Genomic DNA, 11,880 nt, shown 5'->3' with positions numbered 1-11,880 from the left:
AGGATTCGCCGCAACGCCCGTCGTCCGGGCGGGTGTTGCGTGTTGAATTTCGCATTTTAGGCACTAGGCTGAAACGTTACGTTCCGGGCATAATGCAGCCGGAACAGAAGGATATGCTATGACCAAGCTGAGCGGTTCCGATTCGAAGAGCACGCTGTATTGCTCTTTCTGCGGAAAATCGCAGCACGAAGTGCGCAAGCTGATCGCGGGACCCACGGTGTTCATCTGCGACGAATGCGTGGAGCTGTGCAACGACATCATCCGCGAGGAATCGAAGGCGGGCCTGGCTGGCAAGAAGGATGGCGGGGTGCCGACGCCGCAGGAAATCTGCGACGTGCTCAACGATTATGTCATCGGCCAGGACCGTGCCAAGCGCGTGCTCTCGGTTGCGGTGCACAATCACTACAAGCGGCTCAACCATTCGGGCAAGGGCTCGGGCGAGGTCGAGCTGGCCAAGTCGAACATCCTGCTCGTCGGCCCCACCGGCTGCGGCAAGACGCTGCTCGCGCAGACTCTCGCCAAGACCTTCGACGTGCCGTTCACCATGGCCGATGCGACGACGCTGACCGAGGCCGGCTATGTCGGCGAGGATGTCGAGAACATCATTTTGAAGCTGCTCCAGGCCTCGGACTATAATGTTGAGAAGGCGCAGCGCGGGATCGTGTATATCGACGAGATCGACAAGATCAGCCGCAAGGCCGAGAACCCCTCGATCACGCGCGACGTGTCGGGCGAGGGCGTGCAGCAGGCGCTGCTCAAGCTGATGGAAGGCACCACTGCCTCCGTCCCGCCCCAGGGTGGCCGCAAGCATCCGCAGCAGGAATTCCTGCAGGTCGACACGACCAACATCCTGTTCATCTGCGGCGGCGCGTTCGCGGGCCTCGAAAAGATCATCGGCGACCGCCTGCAGGGCAAGTCGATCGGTTTCGGCGCGCATGTCGCCGCGCCCGAGGAGCGCAAGACCGGCGAGCTGTTGCGCCAGGGTGAGCCCGAGGATCTGCTGAAATTCGGCCTGATCCCCGAATTCGTTGGGCGTCTGCCCGTTATCGCGACGCTCGAGGACCTCGATGTCACCGCTTTGGTGAAGATCCTCAAGGAGCCCAAGAACGCGCTGATCAAGCAGTATCAGAAGCTGTTCGAGCTCGAGGACGTGGAGCTCAGCTTCACCGACGACGCGCTCGAGGCGATCGCGAAAAAGGCCATCGAGCGCAAGACCGGCGCGCGCGGCCTGCGCTCGATCGTCGAGGCGATGCTGCTCGACACCATGTTCGAACTGCCCGGGATGAAGGGCGTGGCCGAGATCGTGGTCGATCGGGAGGTGGTCGAAGGCCGCAAGGATCCGGTCCAGGTGTTCGCCGCCAAGGACAAGGTCGGCGCAGGCGACGCGGCCTGACCGCATCGTTCCGGGGAACCGGAAAATCGAGGCTTATCAAGGGGACGCAGGGCATCGGCCTTGCGTCCCCTTTTCGAATCCACCCGACTCGCCGCCAGATCGGGGCAAATGTGACAGCACGCCCCGCCGCCACGATCGCCAGCGTGTCATTTATGCCGCAGTTGCGAATAAAACGTCATGCGGGTGCTGACAGCGATACGCCTCCGCGCGGCCGACACACGCCATATCCACGCAGTTAATATCATTATTTCAATGCTTTAACGCAGTTGCGAACGATTCCTGCCAAGCCTGTCATATCGTGACTTAAAACTGTCACATTTCCTTCACATTCGTTTCGCTTTTCTGTCCTTAGCGCCGCCTAGTGCGCCGCTCATCTCTTGATTTTTGAGAGCGCTTTCATCGTCGCCAGTGTCCCATGGGCGGCAAGAAACGGGGAATGACACATGCAGATTCGCTATTATCTCGCGGCAAGCGCCGCGGCGCTTTCGCTGGCGACCGTGATGGCCGCACCAGCGCATGCACAGGAAACGACGTCGTCGATCCGCGGTTCCGTCACCGGCGACGGACAGCCGCTGGCGGGTGCTCAGGTGCGCATCGTCCACACGCCGTCGGGCACCACCTCGACCCAGACCACCGACTCGCAGGGCAATTTCAACAGTTCGGGCCTTCGTGTTGGCGGTCCGTTCGTCATCGAAGTGACCGCCGACGGTTTCGAGCAGTCGTCGGTTACCGACATTTTCCTGCAGGCGGGTCAGCCGCTGCGTCTGCCGATCGAACTGCAGTCGCAGGCCGTGATCGTCGTTTCGGCTTCGTCGGTCTCGCGCGCCGTCGAAACCAGCAAGGGCCCGATCACCGCACTGGGTCGCGAAGAGATCGATGGGGCCGCTTCGGTCAACCGCGACATCCGTGACCTTGCCCGCCGCGACCCATTCGTCACGATGGACCTCACCAACTCGCGCACCATCGAAATCGCGGGCAACAATGGCCGTCTGAACCGCTTCTCGGTCGACGGCGTGCAGTTCTCGGACGATTTCGGCCTGAACAACGGCGGTCTGCCGACCAACCGCGGCCCGGTGCCCTTCGATGCGATCGAGCAGTTCTCGGTCAAGGTTGCCCCCTATGACGTCACCGAAGGCGATTTCCAGGGTGGTTCGATCAACGTCGTCATTCGCTCGGGCTCCAACCAGTTCCATGGCGGCGGCTTCTTCACCTATACCGATGACAGCCTGACCGGTGATCGCACCCGCGGCCGCAACGTCAACCTGAACTTCGATTCGAAGCAATATGGTGGCAACATCTCGGGCCCGATCATCAAGGACAAGCTGTTCTTCATGTTCGCCTATGAAAAGACCGAGGAATCGACCCCGTTCAACGTCGGTTTCGGTCCGGGCTTCGGCACCCAGGTGCCAGGCATTACCCAGGCGCAGATCGATACCGTCACCAATATCGCCAAGAGCGTTTACAACTACGATCCGCAGGGTCAGCTGACCGCCGGTATCGAGGAAGACGAGAAGTTCATCGGCAAGCTCGACTGGAACATTACCGACGGGCACCGCGCGTCGCTGACCTATATCCGCAACAAGGGCAATCGTCAGTTCCAGCAGAACGTTTTCGAAAATCCGCCGCCGGCCCTGGGCCTGCGTTCGAACGGCTATGAGCTGCTGGAAGAAGTCAACACCGGCGTGTTCCAGCTGAACAGCGAATGGTCGAGCAATTATTCGACCGAATTCCGCGCTTCTTACCGCGATTATAATCGCGACCAGACGCCGTTCGGCGGTCGCACCTTCGGCCAGTTCGAAGTCTGTCTCGATCCGACTTCGATCAACAGCGGTTCCAGCAACAATGCAATCAGCTGCGGCGGAACGCGCTTGTTCTTCGGCCCGGACGTCTCGCGCCAGTCGAACGATCTGAACACCGAAAACCTGTCGATCGACTTCACCCAGAAGCTGTCGGTGGGCGATCACGCGCTCAAGATGCTGGTCGGCTACACCGATATCAGCGTGTTCAATCTGTTCCTTCAGCGCTCGCTCGGCGACCTGTATTTCGACTCGGTCGCTGACTTCCAGGCCGGCCGCGCCAACCGTCTGCGTTATGCCAACGCCGTCCCCAGCCTCGATCCGAACGATGCCGCGGCCTCGTTCAAGACGCAGAACTGGTCGTTCGCCATCCAGGACGACTGGCAGGTGACCGATACGCTCCAGCTGACCTATGGCTTCCGCTACGACCTGTTCAACAACCCAACCCGTCCGCCGCTCAACCCCAACTTCCTGGCGCGGACCGGTTTCTCGAACGTCGAGACCTTCAACGGTCGCGGTGTGGTACAGCCGCGCATCGGCTTCACTTGGAAGCCGACTGCACGTCTGGTCGTCAATGGTGGCGCGGGCATCTTCTCCGGCGGTACTCCGGACGTCTTCGTGTCGAACAGCTTCTCCAACACCGGCCAGCTGACGAACGCGCTCGACATCCAGCGCAACACCTCGGCTGCCGGTTGTAACGTGACAGCGGCCAATGCCGCTGCGATCTGTTCGGCGGCGCTGAACGGCGTCACCGGCAATTCGATCGCTCCGGTCGTTGGCAGCTTCCTGACCTCCAACATCGCTTCGCTGGCCGCTGCGCCGGTGAACGCGATCGACCCCGACCTGAAGGTCGCCCGTAACCTGCGCGTGACCCTGGGCGTCGATTATGATGCGGACCTCGGCCCGCTCGGTGACGGCTGGCTGTTCGGCATCACCGGTCTCTATGGCCAGCAGATTTATGGCTATGACTGGGTAGACCTGCGCTCGACGCCCATCGGCACTCTGCCCGATGGCCGTCTGCGCTATGGCGTGGTGGGCGCGGCATCGACCAACCAGGACCTGCTGATGACCAACACCACGCGCGGTCGGTCTTGGATCGGTGCAGCTCGCTTCGAAAAGTCTTTCGATTTCGGCCTGACCATCAGCGGCAGCTACACCCGTTCGGACATCAAGGACGTCAATGCGCTGACCTCGGCCACGGCGAACTCGCTGTACGGCAACAACGCGTTCTTTGACGGCAATAATGTCGCCTATGGCACCTCGATCTATCAGATCAAGGACCAGTGGAAGTTCGGTTTCGACTTCAACAAGGCGCTGTTTGACAGCGAACACAAGACCCGGTTCAGTCTGTTCGGCGAATACCGCTCGGGCCGCCCGTACAGCATCGTGATGAACGATAACTCGGGTGGTCGTACCGCACTGCTGGGAACCGTAGGTAACGGCAACCGTGCGCTGCTGTATGTGCCAACCGCAGGTGGCGACCCGCGCGTGTCCTTCGCGACCCCGGCGGTCGAAGCTGCATTCAATGCCGCTGTGGCCAATCTGGGACTGGAAAAGTATCGCGGTCGCGTGGTGCCCAAGAACTCGCAGCAGTCGCCCGATTTCTTCAAGATCGATCTGCACGTGGAACAGGAGCTGCCGCTGCTGTTCGGTGCCAAGCTCTCGGCCTTTGCGGATATCGAAAACCTGCTCAACATGATCGACAGCGACTGGGGTTCGCTGCGTCAGGTCGCGTTCCCGCAGACTGCACCGCTGGTGACCGCGTCCTGCGCGCAGACCCAGGGCAACAACTGCGTGCGCTACAACTATAGCGCCGTGACTCTGCCCAACGAGGCACTGGTGACGATCCCGTCGCTCTACCAGATCCGCGTCGGCGTCCGCGTGAAGTTCTAAGCTGCATTCCCTTCGTGGGAGAGGATCGGGGCGCGGTGGGTGACCATCGCGCCCTTTTTCTTGACCTGATACCGAGCGATCGCACTTACGAAAAAGCCCCCTGATCCGGTCCGGGATCAGGGGGCTTTTCATTGACCGTTACGAAGGCGGGTCAGCTCTTGAGATCGGGCGGCAGCGCCTCTTGTCTCAGCATCGCCACCGCCTCGTCGAGGCTCAGGAACTGCTGCTGCTGTTCGCCCAGGCGGCGCAGCGCCACGGTGCGCTTCTCGGCCTCCTGCTTGCCGACGACGAGGATGTTGGGCACGCGGCCCACCGAATGCTCGCGCACCTTGTAGTTGATCTTCTCGTTGCGCAGATCCTCCTCGACGCGGATGCCCGCAGCCTGGAGCTCAGCGACGACCTCGCGCGCATAATCGTCGGCGTCCGAAACGATGGTCGCGACCACCGCCTGGACCGGCGCGAGCCAGAGCGGGAACTTGCCGGCATAATGCTCGATCAGGATGCCGATGAACCGCTCGTAGCTGCCCAGGATCGCGCGGTGCAGCATGATCGGGCGGTGGCGGTTGCCGTCCTCGGCGACATAGCTGGCATCGAGCCGCTCGGGCAGCACGGTATCGGTCTGGATCGTGCCCACCTGCCAAGTGCGGCCGATCGCGTCGGTCAGGTGAAATTCGAGCTTGGGCGCATAGAAGGCCCCTTCGCCGGGCAGCTCTTCCCAGCCCCATTCGGGGGTGTTGCGGCCGGTCGCGGCGACCGCATCGCGCATCGACTGCTCGGACCAGTCCCACATCTCATCCGAGCCGAAGCGCTTTTCGGGACGCAGCGCCAGCTTGATGGCATAATCGCCAAAGCCCAGATCCTTGTAGACGACATCGAGCAGGTCGCAGAAACGGCTGATCTCGTCGACCAGCTGGTCCTCGCGGCAGAAGATATGCGCATCGTCCTGCGTGAACTGGCGCACGCGCATCAGCCCGTGCAGCGCGCCATGCGGCTCGTTGCGGTGGCAACAGCCCATCTCGGCGAGGCGCAGCGGCAGGTCGCGATAGCTCTTGATACCCTGACGGAAGATGAGCACGTGCGCGGGGCAGTTCATCGGCTTCAAGGCCATCCACGCGGCATCGTTCGAGACGACCGGGCCCTCGTCCTCGGTGTTGGGAACCTCGTCGGGGATGACGAACATGTTCTCGCGATACTTGCCCCAATGGCCCGACTGCTCCCATTGGCGCGCGTCCATCACCTGCGGGGTCTTGACCTCGAGATAGCCTGCGGCATCGAGCCGGCGGCGCATATAGGCCTCGAGCGCGCGATAGATCACGAAGCCGCGCGGGTGCCAGAAGACCGACCCGTGCGCTTCCTGCTGCAGGTGGAACAGGTCCATTTCCTGCCCTATCTTGCGATGGTCGCGCTTGGCCGCTTCTTCCAGCCGCAGCAGATGCGCGTCGAGCTGCTTCTTGTTGAGCCAGCCGGTGCCGTAGATGCGCGAGAGTTGCGGGTTGCGCTGGTCGCCGCGCCAATAGGCACCCGACACGCGTGTCAGCTTGAACGCGGCCGGATCGAGCCGGCCGGTCGAGGCGAGATGCGGGCCGCGGCACATGTCCATCCAGTCATCGCCCGACCAGTAAACGCTGATCTCCTCGCCTTGCGGAAGCTCGGCGGCCCATTCGGCCTTGAAACTCTCGCCCTGTTCTCTCCAGCGCGCGATCAGTGCGTCTCGATCCCACACCTCGCGGCGCAACGGCTTGTTCGCGGCGATGATGCGGCGCATCTCGGCCTCGATGACCGGCAGGTCCTCGTCGGTGAACGGACGGTGCTTTCCATCAATGATTGGGGACGCGAAATCGTAATAGAAGCCGTCATCGGTCGAGGGGCCGAAGGTGATCTGCGTGCCCGGGAACAGGGTCTGCACCGCTTCGGCGAGCACATGCGCGAAATCGTGTCGCGCCAGCTCGAGCGCATCGGCCTCGTCCTTCGCGGTGACCAGGGCCAGCGTGGCGTCGCCGGTGAACGGCCGGGTGATGTCGCGCAGCTCGCCATCGACGCGCGCGGCAATCGCCGCCTTGGCAAGGCCGGGGCCGATCGCGGCGGCGACATCGGCAGGGGTGGACCCTTCCGGCATCTCGCGCACCGATCCATCGGGCAGGCTGATCTTCAAAAGCTGGGACATGGCCGTGTTTCCTGTTGTTCCGCCCATTCGTGTCGCAGCGCCATGGCACAAAGCGCCGCGCCCCAAAAGGGGTTACGCGCCTGTTTGATCTGCCGGAAAGTGCGAGGGAGCCGACGCCGCGCCACCCGCTCCGGGTGGCTGGCGTCGTGTGCCTTCAGCCCACGCAGCCCCGCCCCCGGAAACCCGGAGTGGTGGTGCTAGTGAGGGTGCGGATGCTCGCCATGCCGGTGGATATAGCGATGAAGGGTGAAGAAGTCACTAGGGCCGGCGATGGGCAACCGAAACCCTCCACCTCGATGGTGGGGTGCGGTGAATGACAATCACGCCAATCATTTTATCAAGTGTCCTTGACACGCGAAGCCCGAAATGACAAAGACCCTTTACATCGAATCAACGGAGCTTGACCAATGAGCCGCTATATCCTCGCCTTGTACTGGGCCTTGCCCATGCTCGGCCTCGCCATTCTGAACGTCTATGGCCTCGTCTCCGATGACATGATGAAGGTCGTGCTCGCAGTGCTTCCGGTGCTGGCGGTGATCTCGATCAACCGCCGCCAAGGCTGCCCCAAGGTCGGGACCGGCAACTGATGCGCGCCAAGGACCACCCAGCGATGCGGCGCTATGTGCGCCGCTTCGTGCCGATCACGTTCGTCTATATGGCCAGCATCGCCCTGGCGACGTTCATCATCGCCGACAATGCCCCGGCGACTGCGCTGACCATCGGCCTGGCGCTGCTGCCCGGCCTGGCCGTGCTCGGCTGGCTCTGGGCGATGGCGCGGCTGCTGGTCGAGCTCGACAACGAGTATCTGCGCATGCTCGAGGTGCGCAAGATGCTGGTCGCCACGAGCCTCACGCTCGCCATCACCAGCGTCTGGGGCCTGCTCGAGCTCTATTCGCCCGAGATACCTCCGATGCCGGTCTTCTATGTCTTCCCGATATGGTGCGTCGGGCTCGCGATCGGCCAGCTGGTCAACCGCTTCGGCTTCGGCGATGCGGGGGATTGCGGATGAAGAACCGGCTCAAGGTGCTGCGCGCCGAGCGCGACTGGACGCAGGGCGATCTCGCCGATGCGCTGGGCATCTCCCGCCAGAGCGTCAACGCGATCGAGACCGGCAAATACGATCCCTCGCTTCCGCTCGCCTTCCGCATTGCCGACCTGTTCGCGCTGCCGATCGAGGCGATCTTCATGAGGGATTGATTCTCAAGCCCTCCCCCTTGATCACGACCCCCGCCGCCAAAGCCGCCGCGATCACCGCCGCCAAAACCACCACGGTCACCATAAGAGGGCGGAGGCGAAAAAGCGTCGAAATCATCCTCGCCGAATCTGTCGCGTTTGTCCCGGCCCCTGCCGCGCCGACCCCTGTCAAAACTCATGCCGAACTATTCACTTTCAATGTCGTCCTGGATCACTCGCTCAAGAACAGGGCGGACGTGAACCCCATCACTCAACTTCCATCCGGTATCCGGGCTCTTGCCTTGGCACCTTGCCAGCCGCCACGCATACCGCGCAAAACTTAACACACCCCAACCCAAGTCAATGCAAGCAAGCGACTTTTCGACACAGCCACCGGCAATTACCGACCCAAAAACCTGTGGAAGATTGCATTTCCCGCCTTGCGCAGCGGGATATGACCGCAAAAGGCGCGCGCTTCCATGTGATTCTCTTAACCCATATTCCCAAGATTGGCGAACGATAAATGGCACCGGCCACGGCTTTGCCGCACGCCTGGCGCGGCTCGGCAACACTGGTTGGCGGGCCGGGTCCGGCCGGCCCCGGGTGGTCTGCCGCAAAATCGGCGCTGCGCGCATCCGGCAGGCCTTGCCAGACCCCGATGGCTGCGGCAATTGGGGGCGATGGACAGCATCATCCCGCTTCTGAGCGACCCCGCCGCTTGGGCCGCACTCGTCACGCTCGTGATCCTGGAGGTCGTGCTCGGCATCGACAACCTGATCTTCATCTCGATCCTGTCGAACAAGCTGCCGGCGCACCAGCAGCAGACCGCGCGCCGCGTCGGCATCGGGCTGGCGCTGGTGATGCGGCTGGCGCTGCTGTCGATGATCGCCTTCATCGTCTCGCTGACCACGCCGGTGTTCGATCTCGGCATCACCGGTGCGCCGGGCCAGCATGGCGAACCCACGTTCGAGACCCAGTTTTCATGGCGCGACCTCATCCTGATCGCGGGTGGCCTGTTCCTCGTCTGGAAGGCCACCAAGGAAATCCACCACAGCGTCGATGACGAACCCTCGGGCGAAGCGCTCGACAAGAAGGGCAAGGCGGCGCTGAGCTTCGGTTCGGCCATCGTGCAGATCATCGCGCTCGACATGGTGTTCTCGATCGATTCGATCCTGACCGCTGTTGGCATGACCGACGATGTGCCGATCATGATGGCCGCGGTCATCATCACCGTCGGCGTGATGCTGGTGGCCGCCGATCCGCTGGCCAATTTCATCAACCGCAATCCCACGGTGGTCATGCTGGCGCTCGGTTTTCTGCTGATGATCGGCGCGGTGCTGATCGCCGACGGCTTCGGCGTGCACGTGCCCAAGGGTTATATCTATGCCGCCATGGCCTTTTCTGCGATGGTCGAGGCACTCAATATCTGGGCCCGCAGGGGCCGCGAAAAGCGACGCGGCGCATCGCCGAACAGCACTGACGGCGAGACAGCATGAGCGTTTATTTTCACGAGGAAGACCTGCCGGCGGACGTGCTGGCACCCGGCCCGGTCGCGGTCGATACCGAAACCATGGGGCTTGTGACCCCGCGCGACCGGCTTTGCCTGGTGCAGATTTCGGACGGGCGCGGCGACGAGCATCTGGTGCGATTCATGCCCGGCAGCGATTATGCCGCGCCGCATCTGCGCGCGGTGCTGGCTGACCCCGAGCGGCTCAAGCTCTATCATTTCGCACGGTTCGATCTGGCGGCGATCCGGCATTATATGGGTGTGATGGCGGCGCCCGTGTTTTGCACCAAGATCGCCTCGCGCCTGATCCGCACCTATACCGACCGGCACGGACTGAAGGAGCTGGTGCGCGAGGTGCTGGGCAAGGAACTCAGCAAGGTGCAGCAGTCGAGCGACTGGGGCGCGCCCGAGATCAACGATGCGCAGCGCGACTATGCCGCGAGCGACGTGCGCTTCCTGCACGCATTGCACAAGGCGATGGACGCGCGGCTGGTGCGCGAAGGACGGCGCGAGATCGCGCAGGCCTGTTTCGATTTCCTCCCCGCGCGCGCCGAGCTCGATCTCGCCGGCTGGCCGGAAATTGATATTTTCGCGCACGCCTAATATATCGCGCCCCTTGAAGAACGCCCGTTCATCGTGCGTTCGCAGTCCACAGGCTTGAAAAGCGAACCATGACCCAGCGTGCCGACCAGATGCGTAGCCGCCGCCAGCTGTTCGCCGCGCCCGGCAGCAGCCATGACCGGATGGTGCGCTTTCTCGGCATGTTCCTGCCGACCGCGATCGGCGTGCTGGTGGCGTTTCTCGCGCTCGCGCCGCTGTTGCGCAACACCGAAGTCAGCTTCCTGCTCGACAAGAACCAGGTCGATATCGCGCGCGAGCGGATGCGCGTCACCCAGGCGCTCTATCGCGGCCAGGACAGCGAAGGCCGGCCCTTCTCGCTCGAGGCGGGCTCCGCCGTGCAGAAAAGCTCGCGCAATCCGGTGGTCGAGATGAACGATCTCGCCGCGCGCATCCTGCTGAAGGATGGCCCGGGCGTGCTCGAGGCGGGGCGCGGCAATTACAACATGGATACCGAACAGGTCTCGGTCGTGGGGCCCGTGCAGTTCAGCAGCGCGAATGGCTATCGCATGGTGACGCGCGATGTCGATATCGACCTGCCAGAACGCAGCATGGTCAGCCGCGGCGAGGTGACCGGGCGCTTGCCGACTGGCACTTTCCGCGCCGACCGGCTAAAGGCCAACCTTGCCGAGCGCACGGTGACGCTGGAAGGGCGCGCGCGCCTGCGCATGACCCAGGGCGGTCTGCCATGACGGGCTTGAGGAAGACAGGAAGCAGCATGCGGTTTTCGGGCAGGATTTCAGGGGCGGCACGGCGCGGCTTGCTGGCGGTTTCGGCAGGCGGCATCGTCATGGCCGGGCTGATGCTCTCTCCCGCCAGCGTGACCGCGCAGTCGCTGATGAACCACAACAGCAACGCGCCCGTCGATTATGCCGCCGACCGGATCGAGCTGCAGGATCGCGCCAATCGCGTGCTGCTCTCGGGCAATGTCGATATCACCCAGGCGGGGCTCCGGCTGCAGGCGGCGCGGATGACCGTGGCCTATCGCAACGCCGGCGGCATCGAGATCGAGCGGATCGACGCCAATGGCGGCGTGGTCGTCACCAAGGGCGGCGAGCGCGCCAGCGGCAATGTCGGCATCTACGATTTCAACCGTCGCATCATCACGCTGATCGGCAATGTCGCGCTTCGCCAGGGCGGCAACACGCTCAACGGCGGACGCATGGTGATCGATCTGACCACCGGCCGCTCGACCGTCGACGGCCGCTCGGCCGGCGGCGCGCCGGGCCAGACCGGCAGCGCGGGCGGGCGCGTCTCGGGCACCTTCTCGGTACCCAAGCGGGATTGAGCTGTCTTTCCAGATCCTCCCCGAGCTTGTCTCGGGGAGGGGGACCGC

At 63.1% G+C, this 11,880-nt stretch carries 10 protein-coding genes and 1 pseudogene; 9 read left to right on the top strand and 2 right to left on the bottom strand.

Translation table 11 applies throughout. From position 1 onward, the window contains the following. Positions 1–118 precede the first annotated feature (118 nt). Both clpX and DM995_RS09660 read left to right on the top strand, forming a co-directional pair. Positions 119–1,393, top strand: a complete 1,275-nt coding sequence (gene clpX / locus DM995_RS09665; protein WP_023838127.1) for an ATP-dependent Clp protease ATP-binding subunit ClpX — start codon at positions 119–121, stop codon at positions 1,391–1,393. A gap of 443 nt (positions 1,394–1,836) precedes the next feature. Then, entirely contained in the window at positions 1,837–5,082 is a 3,246-nt protein-coding gene (locus DM995_RS09660) for a TonB-dependent receptor (protein WP_023838128.1), read from the top strand. A gap of 151 nt (positions 5,083–5,233) precedes the next feature. Here DM995_RS09660 and thrS read toward each other — a convergent pair whose 3' ends face one another. Continuing rightward, a complete protein-coding gene (gene thrS, locus DM995_RS09655; protein ID WP_116969287.1) occupies positions 5,234–7,246 on the bottom strand; it encodes a threonine--tRNA ligase in 2,013 nt (670 codons plus the stop codon). 407 nt (positions 7,247–7,653) lie between these two features. Here thrS and DM995_RS09650 point away from each other — a divergent pair, with 407 nt between their 5' ends. Genes DM995_RS09650 through DM995_RS09640 form a run of 3 tightly spaced genes read left to right on the top strand, consistent with a single transcriptional unit; the run spans position 7,654 to position 8,443 of the window. Further along, the gene (locus DM995_RS09650; protein ID WP_116969286.1) at positions 7,654–7,833 is read left to right on the top strand and encodes a hypothetical protein; all 180 of its coding nucleotides are present in this window, start codon (positions 7,654–7,656) and stop codon (positions 7,831–7,833) included. 23 nt (positions 7,834–7,856) lie between these two features. Then, a complete protein-coding gene (locus DM995_RS09645) occupies positions 7,857–8,255 on the top strand; it encodes a hypothetical protein (RefSeq protein WP_232824263.1) in 399 nt (132 codons plus the stop codon). After that, positions 8,252–8,443 (top strand): helix-turn-helix transcriptional regulator, encoded by a 192-nt coding sequence (locus tag DM995_RS09640; protein ID WP_023838132.1) that lies wholly within the window; start codon positions 8,252–8,254, stop codon positions 8,441–8,443. The genes DM995_RS09645 and DM995_RS09640 overlap by 4 nt, the downstream gene beginning before the upstream one ends. Positions 8,444–8,451: 8 nt before the next feature. Here the strand turns inward: DM995_RS09640 and DM995_RS22905 are convergent. Further along, positions 8,452–8,619: pseudogene (locus tag DM995_RS22905) on the bottom strand (cold-shock protein); the annotation flags it as partial. Positions 8,620–9,099: 480 nt separating this feature from the next. Between DM995_RS22905 and DM995_RS09630 the strand changes: the two are divergent. The 4 genes from DM995_RS09630 (at position 9,100) to DM995_RS09615 (ending at position 11,832) form a co-directional block, all read left to right on the top strand. Further along, positions 9,100–9,915 carry a TerC family protein gene (locus DM995_RS09630; protein WP_023838453.1) on the top strand — a complete coding sequence of 272 codons (816 nt, stop codon included), beginning with the start codon at positions 9,100–9,102 and terminating at the stop codon, positions 9,913–9,915. Further along, positions 9,912–10,529, top strand: a complete 618-nt coding sequence (locus DM995_RS09625) for a ribonuclease D (protein ID WP_116969284.1) — start codon at positions 9,912–9,914, stop codon at positions 10,527–10,529. Before DM995_RS09630 ends, DM995_RS09625 begins: the two co-directional genes overlap by 4 nt. Before the next feature lie 68 nt (positions 10,530–10,597). Beyond that, positions 10,598–11,236 carry an LPS export ABC transporter periplasmic protein LptC gene (gene lptC / locus DM995_RS09620; protein ID WP_023838455.1) on the top strand — a complete coding sequence of 213 codons (639 nt, stop codon included), beginning with the start codon at positions 10,598–10,600 and terminating at the stop codon, positions 11,234–11,236. 26 nt (positions 11,237–11,262) lie between these two features. Continuing rightward, on the top strand, positions 11,263–11,832 hold the full coding sequence (locus tag DM995_RS09615; protein WP_116969283.1) for an LptA/OstA family protein: 570 nt from the start codon (positions 11,263–11,265) through the stop codon (positions 11,830–11,832). Positions 11,833–11,880 lie beyond the last annotated feature (48 nt).

It is taken from the genome of Blastomonas sp. UPD001 (assembly GCF_003426715.1).
In the GTDB taxonomy this organism is placed as follows: domain Bacteria; phylum Pseudomonadota; class Alphaproteobacteria; order Sphingomonadales; family Sphingomonadaceae; genus Blastomonas.
Note: the sequence above shows the minus strand (reverse complement) of the source record. Positions and strands in the feature narration are given on the sequence as shown.

Bases quoted from the DNA above. Each gene is read 5' to 3' on its own strand.
- clpX (WP_023838127.1), top strand. From the start codon at position 119: ATGACCAAGCTGAGCGGTTCCGATTCGAAGAGCACGCTGTATTGCTCT.
- DM995_RS09660 (WP_023838128.1), top strand. From the start codon at position 1,837: ATGCAGATTCGCTATTATCTCGCGGCAAGCGCCGCGGCGCTTTCGCTG.
- thrS (WP_116969287.1), bottom strand. From the start codon at position 7,246: ATGTCCCAGCTTTTGAAGATCAGCCTGCCCGATGGATCGGTGCGCGAG.
- DM995_RS09650 (WP_116969286.1), top strand. From the start codon at position 7,654: ATGAGCCGCTATATCCTCGCCTTGTACTGGGCCTTGCCCATGCTCGGC.
- DM995_RS09645 (WP_232824263.1), top strand. From the start codon at position 7,857: ATGCGGCGCTATGTGCGCCGCTTCGTGCCGATCACGTTCGTCTATATG.
- DM995_RS09640 (WP_023838132.1), top strand. From the start codon at position 8,252: ATGAAGAACCGGCTCAAGGTGCTGCGCGCCGAGCGCGACTGGACGCAG.
- DM995_RS09630 (WP_023838453.1), top strand. From the start codon at position 9,100: ATGGACAGCATCATCCCGCTTCTGAGCGACCCCGCCGCTTGGGCCGCA.
- DM995_RS09625 (WP_116969284.1), top strand. From the start codon at position 9,912: ATGAGCGTTTATTTTCACGAGGAAGACCTGCCGGCGGACGTGCTGGCA.
- lptC (WP_023838455.1), top strand. From the start codon at position 10,598: ATGACCCAGCGTGCCGACCAGATGCGTAGCCGCCGCCAGCTGTTCGCC.
- DM995_RS09615 (WP_116969283.1), top strand. From the start codon at position 11,263: ATGCGGTTTTCGGGCAGGATTTCAGGGGCGGCACGGCGCGGCTTGCTG.